The organism is Flavobacterium urocaniciphilum (assembly GCF_900110615.1).
Classification (GTDB): domain Bacteria; phylum Bacteroidota; class Bacteroidia; order Flavobacteriales; family Flavobacteriaceae; genus Flavobacterium; species Flavobacterium urocaniciphilum.
Genome location: NZ_FOEI01000002.1, coordinates 262,976 through 279,159, shown reverse-complemented (window position 1 = coordinate 279,159; position 16,184 = coordinate 262,976). Strand labels below are relative to the sequence as shown.

The window sequence follows — 16,184 nt, the reverse complement described above, 5'->3', positions numbered from 1 at the left end:
TGAAAAACCATTATACCGATTAAGAAGTTAAATATCAGATGGTTAAAAAGCCAATAAGTAACTTTGACCAAGATTTAATAATCAATAAATCTTTAATCTCAGTTTAATTTTTAATTTAATCATCATGAAAAACGTTTATGTACTTTTATTTTTTTGTTGCCTTTTATCAGGTTGTACTGATGAAACAATGGACGCAACAACCGACACGACATCAACAGCACAATTTGCTAGTAAACCAGAAGCCAATCCAGTGTACGATAACTCATATAAAGGCATTTATAAAGGAGTTATTACAGGAGATATTTCGGGAGCTCTTTATGTAAATTTGTATAATGACAGCCAAATTTTTGCAAAAATCATTACAAATGACAACAAAACTTTTATTTTAAATAATGTTCCAATAACTGAAGAAGAAGGTAAAAATCAAGGTATTACATTTAAAAAATTCATTTTTGAAGATGATAATATTAAATTAGAACTAATGATAGAAGTTACAGGAAATTACATATCCATTCTTAATTTTTCTTATTTTGGAGAAGAAAATTATAAAATTTGTTTGAAAAAAGAAACTTCAACCTCTTTAATTAAATGTTATACAGGTATTTTTAAAAGCGATTTAGTACATGGAAGTGTCAACTTTACTTCGGATGGTCAAATGAAAATATCTGGTACAACGCAAGAATTAAATTCTTTTGCTTTTACTGACGTAGTTGGTGAAATTACTATTTCAAATCCAATTGACGACAGTACAAGTGAAGAATTTCCAAGCAAACCAAACCCACAATATATCATCAATGCAAATCTTCATATTGGTGAAATATCTGGCATATTAAATAGAAATCATGCGGAAGGTAATTGGATGATAAATGGCGAAAAAAACGGACTTTGGTTTGGAGATAGACTACTTTAATTAACCAATACACAATAAAAAAATGTTCATCTATTTATTAGATGAACATTTTTTTTAAATCTTTTGTAACTTTTTGATTATTTATTACGTATAACAATAACACTTTTAATGTTAGGAGATATTTAAATGAGACAACTTAAAATTACTAAGCAGGTAACTAATCGTGAAACTGCTTCCCTTGACAAGTATTTACAAGAAATTGGAAAGGTTGACCTTATTACTGCCGATGAAGAGGTAGATTTAGCACAACGTATAAAAGCAGGAGACCAACGCGCGTTAGAAAAATTAACTAAAGCGAATTTACGTTTCGTTGTTTCTGTAGCAAAACAATATCAAAATCAAGGTTTAACTTTACCAGATTTAATTAATGAAGGAAACTTAGGTTTAATTAAAGCAGCTCAACGTTTTGATGAAACGCGTGGTTTTAAATTCATTTCTTATGCCGTTTGGTGGATTCGTCAATCGATTCTTCAAGCTTTAGCAGAACAATCACGTATTGTACGTTTACCATTAAACAAAATTGGTTCTATCAATAAAATCAACAAAATGTACGCTTTATTAGAGCAATCTAACGAACGTCCACCAAGTGCTGAGGAAATTGCAAAAGAACTAGACATGACTGTAAATGATGTAAAAGAGTCAATGAAAAACTCTGGTCGTCATTTATCTATGGATGCTCCACTTGTAGAAGGTGAAGATTCTAACTTATACGACGTTTTACGTTCTGGTGAATCACCAAATCCTGATAGAGAATTAATTCATGAAAGTTTACAAACTGAAATTGAAAGAGCATTAGAAACATTAACGCCTAGAGAAGCGGATGTGGTGCGTTTATATTTCGGTTTAGGAGATCAACACCCAATGACTTTAGAAGAAATTGGAGAAACTTTTGATTTAACTCGTGAGCGTGTTCGCCAAATTAAAGAAAAAGCAATTAGAAGACTAAAACACACTTCTAGAAGTAAAATATTAAAAACTTATTTAGGATAAGTTTTTTAAACGTGAACAACCGTTTAAACGGTTCGTTTTTTGATTGATGATTGAAACTCCGGCTGATTACCGGAGTTTTGTTTTTTAAGGAATACAATAAATAACAAGCTAAAGCTTGTGTACCTGAAGCCCACTGGGCTTCATCCTCTTAATATCAAATGACTGATTACCGGAGTTTTGTTTTTATAAAAACTTCAAAATTCATCATTCGTTTTTCATCATTCGTTATTCAAGATTTTTAAACTTGGAATATTCTACTTGAAATTTTGAATATTAAAATATTTTAAATTATTGTACCTTTGCCAAAACAATACAACAACATGAAAAAAGACACACTAATTGCTCCTTCAGTTTTAGCAGCTGACTTTGCAAACTTACAACGCGATATCGAAATGGTTAACCATTCGCAAGCAGATTGGTTTCACATTGATATTATGGATGGCGTTTTCGTACCCAACATTTCTTTTGGAATGCCTGTTTTAGATGCAATAAATAAACATGCAAAAAAAACAATTGACGTTCATTTAATGATCGTAGATCCTGATCGCTATATTTCAACTTTTAAAAAATTAGGTGCTGATGTATTAACTGTTCATTATGAAGCTTGCACACACTTACATAGAACCTTACAAGCGATTAAAGCAGAAGGTATGAAAGCTGGTGTTGCTTTAAATCCGCATACAAGTGTTTCTGTTTTAGAAGATATCATTCAAGATATCGATTTAGTTTGTATCATGAGTGTTAATCCAGGATTTGGCGGACAAAGTTTTATCGAAAAAACATACGATAAAGTTTTCAAATTAAAAGAAATGATTACAAGATGTAAATCGAATACTTTAATTGAAATTGACGGCGGTGTTACCAATAAAAATGCTAAACAATTGGTAGATGCAGGTGCAGATGTATTAGTTGCTGGAAGTTATGTATTTGGTGCAGATAACCCTACTGAAATTATTGCCGATTTAAAGATTATTACGAAATAAAAATCTTTTCATTATAATTCAACATTTCCTTCACTTTTACATAAATTGAAGGAAATTTTTGTTTTAAATCTTGTGGTGATTCGAAAAAATGCTCCAATAAAACAGCTACAAATTCAAATTGGTTTTTAAAGGCATATTGTCTTAAAACACCTGAATTAAACAACTCTTGCCCTAATTTTTCTTCTTTAAAAGAACTAAATAAATTATACAAGGACTCCTTAAATAACACATAAGTGTTTTTATTACTATTAAGCGTTAAAAAATGTAAGGCATGTGTAAATTCATGCAAACCTAAATTTAGATTATCATTTGTAATACTAATTCCTTCTTTAAAATCGGCCCAAGAAAACACAATAGTTTTTAAAGCCGGATTAAATTCACCTTTATAATATTCATTTGTATGCGTAGATAAGTAAGCATTTGGATAAATTATAATCTTTTCAATCAATGGATTTTGATAATTACGCATACCGAAAGTCAATTGCACATAAACAGCAGCAATTTGAATTTTCATTTCTTGAGTGATAACAATATCTCGTTCTAGAAATTCTCTTCTTTCGATAAACTTAACCACTCTATGTTCAAAATACCTTTTATATTTTGGCTTTAAGCGTTGATAAAAAACAGAATTCCGTTCTAACGACAAACGCTCAACATCTGACAATTTTCTAAAAATAATGTTCCCATAAACTACTAAAGGTTTTTTAGTGTTTCGATGATAAATTATTTCAAAAACATAAAATGCAAAGTACAAAAATCCGAAAAGTATTGGCGCCAATAATAAAAAGATCATGAAGTAATCTACAAAACCTAATGTATATTCGTTAGGATCAACATTATTCATAGGGAGCTTACTTTTTTTGAATTAAATAATTTGTAATTACACCATTTTCAATTATCACTTTCGTTTTTTCAACATTATGGTTTTTTAATTCGAAATTATCCGATTCTACCACTTGAATAGAATTCATATACTTAATAATATCAAGTTCGTTTTGTGGTTTCTTAAATTTTTTAACCAATTCGGTTTTTGGTATAAACAATTTATCATCAACAATATTTTCAGATTGAAATAAAACTATTTTTTCATTTGCATTAAACGTGATGATAGCTTCTTTCTTTAATAAATTGAAATAAATTCTACCAAAATCTTCCACTTTAGTATCCCAACCACCACTAATTGTTCTCAAGAATCGAAATTTTTTATTATCCGCTAAAGCCATAAATTTATCGATCTCTTTTAAACTTAAATTCTTATTTTCTATGTTTCTATAACGTTTAATATTTTCATCATTAAGCAAAACTTTATAAACAGATGGTTCGTATTCTAAATACACAACATCTACTTTTAAATCTTGAAATGCATTATTAAACATATCTGAAGTAACTTCTGCTTTAAAATCACATTCTAAACCAGCTTCAGTTTTAAAATATAAATCTAAAAAGTATTTGTCCGTTTTTCTTTTGAATCCTTGAGTAAATTGATGTTGTCCATCTTTAATTTTGGCTTTTACAACTATACCATCTTTTAAAAGCGCCTTTTCAATTCTTTCTTCAAAAATTGTATAAGAAACAATAGTTCCTGCAATTACAAATACAAAAAGCACTATATATTTTAATCCAGAATTTTTATCATCTGAAGCAACATTAAGGTATAATAACTTACTTAATTTATCAATATTGAACAATCCTAAAAAAAAGAAAAAGCCTGAAATGACAGAAATTAAAATCGGGAAAAATAATTTTGTTGAATTATAAAATACTATTGAAAAGGTATAGCTTAATAAGCACAAAACAGCAATTGAAAATATATACCAGAATATTGAGATGAATTTCATAATAAAAGTTTTGGTGACTTCGGCAGGGTTCGAACCTGCAACCAACGGAGCCGAAATCCGCCATTCTATCCAGTTGAACTACGAAGCCAATTAAATACTAATATAAAAAAGAAAGTTGGAAGTTTTTCATTCACTCCCAACTTTACTTATTTTAATTTATGATTAAACTAAAAGTTTTTTAACAATAGTTGAAATTGTTTTTCCTTCAGCTTGACCTCCAATTTGTGCCGTTGCCAATCCCATAACTTTACCCATTGAAGCAATTCCAGAAGCTCCTGTTTCAGCAATAATTTTACCGATAATAGCCTCTACTTCTGCTTCAGATAATTGAGCTGGTAAGAATTTTTCGATTACAGCAATTTGCGCCAATTCTGGCTCTGCTAAATCTGGACGATTTTGAGTAGTGAAAATTTCCGCACTGTCTTTACGCATTTTTACTAATCGTTGTAACATTTTAATTTCATCTTGTTCTGATAAACCATCAGCTGCTCCAGCTTCCGTTTTTGCTAAAATGATTGCCGATTTAATGGCACGTAATGCTTCTAATGCAACAGTATCTTTTGCTTTCATGGCTTCTTTCATGTGATCCATGATTTTGCTCTCTAAACTCATATCTTTTTTGATTATTGATTTATTAGTGATGCGAATTTAATAAAAAAACCCGTTCCGATAATAAACGGAACGGGAATTAATAGTAATTGGTTAGTTTTATTTGAGATTAATCTACATTATCATGTAAAAAAGAATTGTTGGAACGTAACTGAACGTCGTCGTTGCTATCAATACCTAATGACATACGAGATTGATTATTTTGATTCGGCATACTCGTTACATCTAATCCTTGACGACGAAAAGCGGGTTCTTTTTCTAAATCATCAATTCTACTTGGATTATTGAACTTGTGATTGAAACTTTTTAATTTATTTTTTCTTTCTTCCGCTCTCGCTTTTAAAATCTCTTCAATTGACATTTCAACTGGAGAAACCGCATCAATTCCGAAGTGATTATCAGCCGCTACCGGAGTAGTTTGTTTAACTGTAAAATTCACTTCTTCATCAATTGGCTCAGCTACTTGTTGAACAGCAGCAGCTGGTTCGAAAGCTTCTTCAATTTCCTCTTCTAAAGTATATTTAATAATTCCTTCTTGACCTAATTCTGTCACAGGGAAAAACTGAACGGCTTCGTTTACTTTAATTTCGTTAACTTCTTCAACTGCTGGATTTAAATCGAAAACAATTGTGTTTTGAGTTGTTTCCGCTTTTGTTTCGAATAAATCTAACGAAAAATTAAAATCTTGAGTTGCTACAACAAATTCTGGCTCAATTACTTCAATTTCTCTTACCGAGTTTGAAATAATTTCAAATTCTTGAACAGGCTGAACTTGCTGAATTGGTTGAACTGATTCAAATACAGGTTGTACAACTGGTTGCGTAAATGAAGCTACCGGTGCAACTGGCTCAATATGTTGAATTGGTTGAGTCGGAACTTCCACTTGGAAAATTGGTTGTTCTACTACCGCAACTGGTTTTTGAAATTCTGCCGATACATTTTCAAAAAACACATCTAAATTTCTGATATAATCCGAAGTTGGAATTAAATCTGAAACTGGAGCTTGAACCGGTTGTGGTTGCTCTACTTCAAAATCATTTAATTCAAAAACAACTTTCGCAGGCGCTTCATTAATTACTTCCTTTGGCGTTTCAACTTCAAAAACTTGATTTTGAACAGCTGGCTGACTTAATGGAGCACTTGGTGTTAAATTATGTTGAATTTTTTGCTCACCATCTAAAGAATGGATAATCTTTTGTGGTTCTGCATTGATAATCTCTTTTTGTTGTTCAATATTAAAACCTGTTGCAATTACTGTAACAGAAATAGCTTCTCCTAACTTTTCATCTTCACCAACACCCATAATGATATTTGCATTATGACCTGCTTCGTTTTGGATGAATTCGTTAATTTCACTAATTTCATCAATAGTAATTTCATTAGCACCAAATGTTATAAGCAACAATACATTTTTAGCACCTGTAATTTTATTATCATTTAATAACGGAGAATCTAAAGCAGACTGAATAGCTTCTTTAGCTCTATCAACACCTTCTGCAACTGAAGATCCCATTATAGCCGTTCCACTATCACTTAAAACTGTTTTAGCGTCTTTTAAGTCGATATTCATAGTTAAGTGATTAGTAATAACTTCAGCAATACCTTTAGACGCTGTAGCTAATACTTCATCAGCTTTAGAGAAACCTGCTTTGAAACCTAAGTTTCCGTAAACTTCTCTTAATTTATTATTATTGATAACGATTAAAGAATCTACTTGTTTTCTTAATCTTTCTACACCTTCCATAGCTTGTTCAGAACGAGTTTTACCTTCGAACTGGAATGGAATAGTTACGATACCAACAGTTAAAATTCCTCTTTCTTTTGCTAATTGAGCAATTACTGGCGCAGCACCTGTTCCTGTTCCACCACCCATTCCGGCAGTGATAAAAACCATTTTAGTGTTTGCATCAAGCATTTTTTCAATTTCCTCAATACTTTCTAGAGCTGCTTGTTGTCCGATTTCTGGTTTTGCACCCGCTCCTAATCCTTCCGTTAGGTTAACACCTAATTGAATTTTATTAGGCACAGGACTTGTTTGCAATGCCTGAGAGTCAGTATTACAAACTACGAAATCTACACCGATGATTCCTTGTTTAAACATGTGGTTGATAGCGTTACTACCGCCTCCACCTACACCTATAACTTTAATCACATTCGATTGATTCTTTGGCAAATCAAATGTAATATTTCCAAATTCGTTGTTGCTTTCCATATATTTGGCTTTTTTTATAGTTATATAATTGCTTCTTATTCTACGTTATCTAAAAATTCTTTAATTTTCCCTAAAAGGTTATTAAAGTCATATTTTTTCTTTCTTTCTTGAATTTCTTGTTTTTGTTCTTGAACTTGAGGTTTTTTCACTTCTTCCTCTTCAATAACATTTTCAACAATTTTTTCAATTTCTGGTTGTGGTGTTGGAATTACTACTGGTTCTGGCGCTTTCATTTCTACAAATGGAGTAGCACTATTCGTTTGGTTACGTAAACTTTCCATAACTAAACCTACAGAAGTTGCATAAAGTGGGCTTGATAATTCTTCACTTGAATTGCCTGCTAAATGCTCATTTGGATAACCAATTCTAGTATCCATACCTGTAATATATTCCACTAATTGTTTGATATGTTTTAACTGTGAACCTCCACCTGTTAATACGATACCAGCAATTAATTTTTTCTTTGGTTCATCATGACCGTATAATTTAATTTCTGCATATACTTGCTCGATAATTTCCACGACTCTAGCATGAATAATTTTCGATAAGTTTTTTAACGAAATTTCTTTTGGCTCACGACCTCTTAATCCAGGAATAGAAACAATTTCATTGTCTTTATTTTCACCTGGCCAAGCTGATCCAAAACGAGTTTTTAATAACTCAGCTTGTTTTTCAATGATCGAACATCCTTCTTTAATATCTTCCGTAATCACATTTCCTCCGAAAGGGATTACAGCTGTATGACGAATTACGCCGTTTTTAAAGATTGCTAAATCAGTTGTTCCACCACCTATATCAATTAAAGCAACACCTGCTTCTTTTTCTTCTTCACTTAAAACAGCATCGGCAGAAGCTAAAGGCTCTAATGTTAATCCTGTTAATTCTAAACCTGCATTTTTAACACAACGTCCTAAATTTCTAATAGAAGCTGCCTGACCAACAACAATATGGAAGCTCGATTCTACTCTTGCTCCATACATACCAATTGGCTCTAAAATTTCAGATTGCCCATCAATTTTGAATTCTTGTGGCAATGCATGAATAATTTCTTCACCTGGAAGCATGGCTAAATTTTGAACTTGAGACGTTAATTGCTCAATATCATAATCACCAATTACTTCATCAGGATTTTTTCTACTGATATAATCACTGTGTTGAATACTACGGATATGTTGTCCCGCAATACCAACTACTACATCATTAATTTTATATCCAGAATCGTTTTCTGCTTCTAAAATTGCTTGTTGAATAGACTGAATAGTTTGTGTAATATTATTTACTACACCTCTATGCACACCAAGGCTCTTGGATTTTCCTACTCCAAGAATCTCTAATTTCCCGTACTCATTTTTCTTGCCAATCATAGCTACAATCTTTGTTGTACCTATATCCAATCCTACTGCAATACTTTCTTTGTTCATCATCTATTCTTTATTTAGAACACACTACTTGTTGTGTGAAAATTAAATTTACCGATTTGTACTTTCCAATCAACGAATCTTTCGTTGCATATTGATAAAAAGCTTTATAATTCTTAAACTTTTTTTCAATTTGAATTGGTTTTCCAAAATTTATCTCATAATCATATTCCCTTGTTAGCATTTTCATGCTTCCGTTTTTTTGAATATCAATTGCGATTATATTCTTTTTTAAAAAATCATCTTCGGCAATTACGCAAAAGGTTTTTACAAATCCTTTTTTCAATTCTCCTTCGATACTTCCTTGAACAAGAGGAACTCTCGATGAAAAATTATTTGACAATTGAAAAACACTGCCATTTTTATCTACATAAAAATTTCGGTTTTTGTTAATAATTCTAGCAATTGGGGACTTTTGCGATATTTTTGTTATTAACACTCCGTCTTCAGATGTAAAAACTTCTGCTTTTTCGATAAATGGATGTTTCTTTAAGTCACTTTCCAAATCTTTCAAATCTACTTGTTCTTTTTGGATTGAAAAAGTACCTCCCAAATTTTGTATTAACAAGTTATTAACCATTTGGTTTGTTAAAAACATTTTGTTATCGCCTTGAAATTCAACTTGCAGCTTGTTAATTTTTCTGCTTTCGTTTCTAATATTCGTAAAAGAATACAAAAACACTACCAGAAAAAGCATCAAAACCAAGCGAATATTTTGCCAACTAAACCTTTTCATTTAATATTTTTTTAATGTCTTTTACCATCTCTCCAATATCACCTGCACCTATAGTTACGAACACATTTGCATCAGAATTTTTAAAACAAGTTAACAACTCAACTTTGCTCACTAATTTTTTATTTTGATTGTTAATTTTACCTAACAACCAACTTGAATTTACCCCTTCCATTGGCAATTCTCTTGCTGGGTAAATTTCCAGCAACAAAATCTCATCAAATTGTGATAAACTTTCTGCAAATCCATCAATAAAATCTTTTGTTCTACTGAATAAATGAGGTTGAAAACAAGCTATGATTTTTTTGTTAGGATACAATTCTCTAACCGCTTGATGTACTGCATTTATTTCGGTTGGATGATGTGCATAATCATCGATATAAACTAATTTTTCTTCTCTAATTTGAAATGAAAAACGACGACGAACCCCTTTAAAAGTTGCTAGTGCATTTTTAATTTTTTCTACGTCTACACCATACGATTTTGCCATTGCAAAAGCCAATAATGCGTTCGTTAAATTATGATGTCCAGGCAATCCGAATTTTACATTTTCAATTAATTCTGTAGCGGTTTTAACATCAAACACATAAAATCCATTTTCAATTCTAATATTTTGAGCCACATAATCGGCACCTACATTTACCGCAATGGTATTACCTTCTAAAGGCAATCCTTTAATAACAAATAAATTTTCCGAAGGAACTTTGTGCGCAAATTCTCTAAAAGATTCTTCAATGGCTGCCGCATCTCCATAAATATCTAAATGATCAGCATCCATAGAAGTTACACAAGACAAATTAGGGTGTAAATGCAAAAACGAACGATCAAATTCATCTGCTTCTACAACCGTAACAGTTTTACCTGAACCAATTAAATTCGTGTTATATCCTTCCACAATTCCGCCTAAAAAGGCAGTTACATCTACTCCACTTTCATATAAAACATGTCCTAATATAGATGAAGTTGTTGTTTTCCCATGTGTACCAGCTACTGCGAAACAAAAAGTATCTTTAGTGATAATTCCCAATACTTCTGCGCGTTTTTTAACCGTAAATCCTTCATTCAAAAAATAATTCCATTCCGAATGATTTTTAGGAACTGCTGGCGTAATAACAACTAGAGTATTTTCTTTATTTTTAAAACTTTCGTCAATCAAATTAACATCATCTTCAAAATGAATTTTAATCCCATTTTCAAGTAACTCATTCGTTAATTGAGTTTCTGTTTTATCGTAACCTGCTACATTTTTTCCAATGAATTGAAAATAACGCGCCAAAGCACTCATTCCGATTCCTCCGATTCCAATAAAATAAACGTTATGTATTTGATTTAAATTCATTTGTATATAATTTCAATGACTATAATAAATTTCAAACTTGAAATTTGAGTATAACTTTTAGATTAACTTTTTAATCTCTTCAACAATATCTTTAGTTGCATTTGGCAATCCTAACTTTTTAATATTTTCAGTTAAGCTTTCCAATTTTCCATTATCTTTTACTAATGCTTCAAAAACCAAATTAAAATCAGATTCTAAATCAGATTCTTTAATCATAATTGCACCACCTTTATCAACAATTGCTTTTGCATTTTTAGTTTGATGATCGTCTGAAACGTTTGGTGAAGGAATAAAAATTACGGGTTTCCCAACAATACACAATTCAGAAACCGATGAAGCTCCAGAACGAGAAATAACCAAATCGGCAGCAGCATAAACCAAATCCATTCTATCAATAAAAGCCGTTACTTGAACATTATCTTTATCGTTGTATTTAGAATAATCAATTAAATAATGTTTTCCACATTGCCAGATAATTTGATATCCGAAACTTAATAAGAAATCTAAATCTTTTTCAATCAATTGATTCATTCTTCTTGCTCCTAAACTTCCACCTAAAATTAAAAGCGTTTTTTTATTAGGATCTAAATGAAAATGAGAAATAGCTTCCGCTTTTTTACTAGTAATATCCATTAAGTCTTGACGAACCGGATTACCTGTAAAACGCATTTTATCTTTAGGAAAAAAGCGTTCTAAATTTTCATACGCCACACAAATAATCTTTGCTTTTTTAGCTAACAAACGATTGGTAATTCCTGGATATGAATTTTGTTCTTGAATAACAGTTGGAACTCCAAACATAGAAGCCACTTTTAAAATTGCACCGCTTGCAAATCCGCCTGTACCAATTACCACATCTGGTTTAAAACGTTTTAAAATAGAAAATGATTTAAACAAACTCGACAAAAGCTTAAATGGAAACATAGCATTTTGAAGTGTCAATTTTCTATGAAAACCCGAAATCCAAAGTCCTTCAATTTTATAACCTGCTTGAGGAACTTTTTGCATTTCCATTTTATCTTTAGCTCCGATAAATAAAAACTCAGCATCAGGATATTGAGCTTTTAATTCATTAGCAATAGAAATTGCTGGATAAATATGTCCACCAGTACCACCGCCACTAATAATAAATCTTTTCTTCATCATTTTTTATTTAAAATAGCATTCATAGGATTTTCTCCATTTAATAAACTATCTCCATCTGTATCCATTTCGTGTTCTTCTTTTAAAGATTCACGAATTGAATATTTCATATCATTTATTTTTTGTTCGTCTTCTGAAATTGAAGAAGATTCATGTTCTTCATTCATTACCGAAACTTCTCTATCAATAATTCTTTGTAATGCTGCTTCTCTATCTTGCATATCTTTTAAATCGGCAGCTATTTCATCTTCTCGTTTGGTAACACTTAAAATAATTCCTAACGACAAACATGTCATCCAAATAGAAGTACCACCACTACTAATTAAAGGTAAAGGTTGACCTGTAACCGGTAACAATTCAACAGCAACTCCCATATTTATTAAAGCTTGAATGATAATTGGAAATCCGAGTCCGATGATGAGCAATTTCCCGAACATATTATTGGTTTTATTAGCTCTAATCAAAAATCGGAAGAATAAAAGCATATAAAAGAACACCAATATGTAACCACCAATTAAACCATATTCTTCAATGATAATAGCAAAAATAAAATCGGAAGAAGATTGTGGAAGGAAATTCTTTTGAATACTTTTTCCGGGTCCAACACCATTTATTTTTCCAACTGCAATTGCGATTTTAGCATTTTCAATTTGATATTTATCTTCATCGGGTTTATCGGTAGCAAAGTTTTCAATACGGCTTACCCAAGTATTTACACGGCTAAATGTTTTTTGTTGTGGAAAAGCTTTAGCTAATAAAAAGAATAGTGCCAAAAATGCTACACCTGTTGCCAAGATAATTCCTAAATAGCGCAATGGATATTGTCCAACATATAACAACATACAAACCATGGCAAACATTAATGCAGTTGTAGAGAAATTGGATGGTAAAACAAAAATTAAAACCGATCCAACTGGAATCCAAATTTGAATAAACGACTCTTGGAAAGTATATTTTGTTTCTTTTAATTTCGACAACGTTCTAGCTACATAAACCATTAATATTGTAAAGGCAAGCGTAGATGTTTGAATGGATAAATTGATAAACGGAATGGTTAACCAACGACTGGCATTGGCTCCACCGATAGTTTTTCCTTGCAATAAAGTAAATATTAAAGCAGGAATTATCACAATCATTCCGAATATGGAATACTTCTTAAATTTTTCGAAATGTAGTTTGTGTACAAAATATACAATGATCATTCCGATACCAAGATGCACCAAATGTTTCATTAAAATTCCAAAAGTTGTACCACCTGTTCCAACCGTATGTACCAAGTTCGTACTGGCACTATATACAGGCAAGAAAGATGCTATGGCCAATAAAAATATTACTGCCCATATGGTTTTATCTCCTTTTAAAAATTTTAATTTGTTCATCTTTTTGTTTTTGTTCCCGATACATTTCGATTCAAAACTTCATCGAAACACTCGAACTGACGATTATTATAAATTTTGCACCGCTTGTTTAAATTGGCGACCTCTATCTTCATAATTTTCGAATAAATCGAAACTTGCACAAGCTGGAGACAACAAAACAGTATCTCCTTTTTCAGCCATTTTACTTGCAATTTTAACCGCTTCTGTCATTGAAGTTGTTTCAATCATGGCATCCACTAAACCTTCAAATTTTTCAACTAATTTTTTATTATCAACTCCTAAACAAATAATTCCTTTTACTTTTTCGCGAACTAAAGCCATTAATTCGTCGTAATCATTTCCTTTATCAACACCTCCAACTATCCAAACCGTTGGAGTAGTCATACTATCTAAAGCAAAAAATGTAGCATTTACATTGGTAGCTTTTGAATCGTTGATATATTGAACATTATTTATTTTTAATACTTTTTCCAATCTGTGTTCTGCGCCTTGAAAATTAGATAAACTTTCTCTGATAGTAGCTTTTCTAATATTCATTAATTGAGCTACTGTTGTTGCAGCCATAGCGTTCTTAACGTTATGTTTTCCTTCTAAAGCAAGTTGATTGATTGGCATAATAAAATTTTGTTCGTTTAGGTTGATATTTATTTCGTTGTTTTCTGTAATACTTCCGCCTTGTTCTAATTTTTCTGTAATGGAAAAAGGCACTTTTTTTGCTTTTATTTGATGATTGGCTAACCAGTTTGATATCGCTTCATCATCGTTATCGTATATTAAATAATTTTCTTCTGTTTGATTCATCGTAATCCTGAACTTCGAATCGATATATAAATTGTAATCGTAATTATATCGATCTAAATGATCTGGACTAATATTGGTTATTATGGCTATATCTGGCTTATAATTTATAATTCCATCTAATTGAAAACTGCTTAATTCAAGTACATAACAATCGTGTTTGTTTTCGGCTACTTGCCAAGCAAAACTTTTCCCAATATTTCCAGCTAAACCGACATTTAAACCTCCTTGTTTTAGTAAATGATACGTTAACAAAGTAGTAGTTGTTTTTCCATTACTTCCTGTTATTCCAATGGTTTTTGCTGTTGTAAAGGGTGCAGCAAATTCAATCTCAGAAATTACAGGAATGTTTTTTTCTAATAACTTCTTTACTATTGGTGATTTTTCAGGAATTCCAGGGCTCTTCATTACTACATCGGCATTCAGAATTAATTCCTCTGTATGCTTTTCATCTTCCCAAGAAATATTGTTTATACTAAGAACTTCTTTATAATTTTCTTTTATTTTTCCGAAATCAGATACAAAAACATCATATCCTTTTTTCTTTCCAAGAATAGCGGTTCCAACTCCACTTTCTCCTCCACCTAAAACTACTAACCTCATATTATCTTAGCTTTAATGAAACTAATGCGAAAATTGCCAATAGAATTGCTACAATCCAGAATCGGGTTACAATTTTACTTTCGTGATAACCTTTTTTCTGGTAATGATGATGCAGAGGCGACATTAAGAAAATACGGCGCCCTTCACCGAATTTCTTTTTCGTATATTTAAAATAAGCGACTTGTAAAACAACCGAGAAGTTTTCTGCTAAGAAGATTCCACATAATACCGGAATCATTAATTCTTTACGAACAGCGATAGCAATAACTGCGATAATTCCACCAATTGTTAAACTTCCTGTATCTCCCATGAAAACAGTAGCAGGATACGTATTGTACCATAAGAATCCAATTAAAGCTCCTACGAAAGCACCAATATAAATAGTCATTTCCCCAGAATTTGGGATATACATAATATTTAAATAATTAGAGAAAATGATGTTACCCGATACGAAGGTGAAAATACCCAGAACTAATACTGAAATGGCAGAAGTTCCGGCAGCTAAACCATCAATACCGTCTGTTAAATTAGCACCATTAGAAACCGCAGTAATGATAAAAATTACAACAGGTATAAAAATTATCCAAGCCCAATTTTGATAATCGTCACCCATGAACGATAAAATTTCTGCATAATCAAATGTGTTATCTTTTACAAAAGGAATAGTAGTTTCCATTGATTTAACCTCAGGAGAAGTTGATTTTACAACTGTTTCAATACCATTTTTTTTAAGAACCACATCTTCTTTAATGGTTACACCAGGATGAAAATATAACGTTGCACCAACAATAATACCTAAACCAATTTGACCAATTACTTTAAAACGCCCTTTTAATCCTTCTTTATCTTTTTTGAAAACTTTAATATAATCATCTAAGAAACCAATACTTCCCATCCAAACTGTAGTAACTAAAAGCAAGATGATATAAATATTATCCAATTTTGCTAATAATAAAACTGGCACAAGCGTAGCTAAAATAATAATTAAACCACCCATAGTTGGCGTACCCGCTTTTTGAGTTTGCCCTTCTAAACCTAATTCACGAACTGTTTCTCCTACTTGTTGTTTTCTTAAAAAATTAATTATTTTTTTACCATAAATAGTAGAAATCAACAACGATAATATAACGGCCATTCCAGAACGGAAGGTAATATATTGAAACAAACCTGCACCCGGCAAATTGTATGCTTCGTCTAAGTATTTAAAGATGTAGTATAACATAGTCTAA

The 16,184-nt window shown here is 31.4% G+C and carries 14 protein-coding genes and 1 tRNA gene; 3 read left to right on the top strand and 12 right to left on the bottom strand.

The annotated features are described in order from the left end of the window. Positions 1 to 124: 124 nt before the first annotated feature. The 3 genes from BMY86_RS05465 to rpe all read left to right on the top strand — a co-directional run bounded on the left by BMY86_RS05465 (position 125) and on the right by rpe (position 2,883). Positions 125 to 910, top strand: coding sequence for a hypothetical protein (locus BMY86_RS05465; protein WP_143065602.1), 786 nt, complete (start codon positions 125 to 127; stop codon positions 908 to 910). A 126-nt stretch (positions 911 to 1,036) separates the two neighbouring features. Further along, the gene (locus BMY86_RS05460; protein WP_091466213.1) at positions 1,037 to 1,900 is read left to right on the top strand and encodes a sigma-70 family RNA polymerase sigma factor; all 864 of its coding nucleotides are present in this window, start codon (positions 1,037 to 1,039) and stop codon (positions 1,898 to 1,900) included. 320 nt (positions 1,901 to 2,220) lie between these two features. Continuing rightward, the gene (rpe, locus tag BMY86_RS05455; RefSeq protein WP_091466211.1) at positions 2,221 to 2,883 is read left to right on the top strand and encodes a ribulose-phosphate 3-epimerase; all 663 of its coding nucleotides are present in this window, start codon (positions 2,221 to 2,223) and stop codon (positions 2,881 to 2,883) included. On the opposite strand, the gene BMY86_RS05450 is transcribed toward rpe, so the two are convergent. From BMY86_RS05450 to mraY, 12 genes are all read right to left on the bottom strand, one after another. Next, the gene (locus tag BMY86_RS05450; protein WP_091466209.1) at positions 2,873 to 3,727 is read right to left on the bottom strand and encodes a zinc-dependent peptidase; all 855 of its coding nucleotides are present in this window, start codon (positions 3,725 to 3,727) and stop codon (positions 2,873 to 2,875) included. The two genes, rpe and BMY86_RS05450, sit on opposite strands and share 11 nt — an antisense overlap. Before the next feature lie 7 nt (positions 3,728 to 3,734). Continuing rightward, complete coding sequence (locus BMY86_RS05445) at positions 3,735 to 4,721, bottom strand: hypothetical protein (RefSeq protein WP_143065601.1); 987 nt, start codon at positions 4,719 to 4,721, stop codon at positions 3,735 to 3,737. A gap of 11 nt (positions 4,722 to 4,732) precedes the next feature. After that, positions 4,733 to 4,809, bottom strand: a tRNA-Arg gene (locus tag BMY86_RS05440). A 74-nt stretch (positions 4,810 to 4,883) separates the two neighbouring features. After that, positions 4,884 to 5,333, bottom strand: coding sequence for a GatB/YqeY domain-containing protein (locus tag BMY86_RS05435; RefSeq protein ID WP_091466205.1), 450 nt, complete (start codon positions 5,331 to 5,333; stop codon positions 4,884 to 4,886). Between the two features lie 106 nt (positions 5,334 to 5,439). Then, entirely contained in the window at positions 5,440 to 7,542 is a 2,103-nt protein-coding gene (gene ftsZ, locus BMY86_RS05430; protein WP_091466203.1) for a cell division protein FtsZ, read from the bottom strand. Between the two features lie 35 nt (positions 7,543 to 7,577). Then, the gene (ftsA, locus tag BMY86_RS05425; RefSeq protein ID WP_091466863.1) at positions 7,578 to 8,963 is read right to left on the bottom strand and encodes a cell division protein FtsA; all 1,386 of its coding nucleotides are present in this window, start codon (positions 8,961 to 8,963) and stop codon (positions 7,578 to 7,580) included. Positions 8,964 to 8,973: 10 nt separating this feature from the next. Continuing rightward, entirely contained in the window at positions 8,974 to 9,696 is a 723-nt protein-coding gene (locus tag BMY86_RS05420) for a cell division protein FtsQ/DivIB (protein ID WP_091466201.1), read from the bottom strand. Continuing rightward, positions 9,683 to 11,032, bottom strand: coding sequence for a UDP-N-acetylmuramate--L-alanine ligase (murC, locus tag BMY86_RS05415; protein ID WP_091466198.1), 1,350 nt, complete (start codon positions 11,030 to 11,032; stop codon positions 9,683 to 9,685). Before murC ends, BMY86_RS05420 begins: the two co-directional genes overlap by 14 nt. Positions 11,033 to 11,089: 57 nt before the next feature. After that, a complete protein-coding gene (gene murG / locus BMY86_RS05410; RefSeq protein ID WP_091466195.1) occupies positions 11,090 to 12,178 on the bottom strand; it encodes an undecaprenyldiphospho-muramoylpentapeptide beta-N-acetylglucosaminyltransferase in 1,089 nt (362 codons plus the stop codon). Next, positions 12,175 to 13,554, bottom strand: a complete 1,380-nt coding sequence (locus BMY86_RS05405) for an FtsW/RodA/SpoVE family cell cycle protein (RefSeq protein WP_091466193.1) — start codon at positions 13,552 to 13,554, stop codon at positions 12,175 to 12,177. The genes murG and BMY86_RS05405 overlap by 4 nt, the downstream gene beginning before the upstream one ends. A 66-nt stretch (positions 13,555 to 13,620) precedes the next feature. Beyond that, positions 13,621 to 14,955: a UDP-N-acetylmuramoyl-L-alanine--D-glutamate ligase gene (gene murD, locus BMY86_RS05400; protein ID WP_091466191.1), complete on the bottom strand. Its 1,335-nt coding sequence runs from the start codon at positions 14,953 to 14,955 to the stop codon at positions 13,621 to 13,623. 1 nt (position 14,956) lies between these two features. Next, positions 14,957 to 16,177 (bottom strand): phospho-N-acetylmuramoyl-pentapeptide-transferase, encoded by a 1,221-nt coding sequence (mraY, locus tag BMY86_RS05395; protein ID WP_091466189.1) that lies wholly within the window; start codon positions 16,175 to 16,177, stop codon positions 14,957 to 14,959. Between the last annotated feature and the right edge of the window lie 7 nt (positions 16,178 to 16,184).

Excerpts from the sequence above, each read along its gene's own strand:
- BMY86_RS05465 (WP_143065602.1), top strand. The coding sequence starts at position 125 with ATGAAAAACGTTTATGTACTTTTATTTTTTTGTTGCCTTTTATCAGGT.
- BMY86_RS05460 (WP_091466213.1), top strand. The coding sequence starts at position 1,037 with ATGAGACAACTTAAAATTACTAAGCAGGTAACTAATCGTGAAACTGCT.
- rpe (WP_091466211.1), top strand. The coding sequence starts at position 2,221 with ATGAAAAAAGACACACTAATTGCTCCTTCAGTTTTAGCAGCTGACTTT.
- BMY86_RS05450 (WP_091466209.1), bottom strand. The coding sequence starts at position 3,727 with ATGAATAATGTTGATCCTAACGAATATACATTAGGTTTTGTAGATTAC.
- BMY86_RS05445 (WP_143065601.1), bottom strand. The coding sequence starts at position 4,721 with ATGAAATTCATCTCAATATTCTGGTATATATTTTCAATTGCTGTTTTG.
- BMY86_RS05435 (WP_091466205.1), bottom strand. The coding sequence starts at position 5,333 with ATGAGTTTAGAGAGCAAAATCATGGATCACATGAAAGAAGCCATGAAA.
- ftsZ (WP_091466203.1), bottom strand. The coding sequence starts at position 7,542 with ATGGAAAGCAACAACGAATTTGGAAATATTACATTTGATTTGCCAAAG.
- ftsA (WP_091466863.1), bottom strand. The coding sequence starts at position 8,963 with ATGAACAAAGAAAGTATTGCAGTAGGATTGGATATAGGTACAACAAAG.
- BMY86_RS05420 (WP_091466201.1), bottom strand. The coding sequence starts at position 9,696 with ATGAAAAGGTTTAGTTGGCAAAATATTCGCTTGGTTTTGATGCTTTTT.
- murC (WP_091466198.1), bottom strand. The coding sequence starts at position 11,032 with ATGAATTTAAATCAAATACATAACGTTTATTTTATTGGAATCGGAGGA.
- murG (WP_091466195.1), bottom strand. The coding sequence starts at position 12,178 with ATGATGAAGAAAAGATTTATTATTAGTGGCGGTGGTACTGGTGGACAT.
- BMY86_RS05405 (WP_091466193.1), bottom strand. The coding sequence starts at position 13,554 with ATGAACAAATTAAAATTTTTAAAAGGAGATAAAACCATATGGGCAGTA.
- murD (WP_091466191.1), bottom strand. The coding sequence starts at position 14,955 with ATGAGGTTAGTAGTTTTAGGTGGAGGAGAAAGTGGAGTTGGAACCGCT.
- mraY (WP_091466189.1), bottom strand. The coding sequence starts at position 16,177 with ATGTTATACTACATCTTTAAATACTTAGACGAAGCATACAATTTGCCG.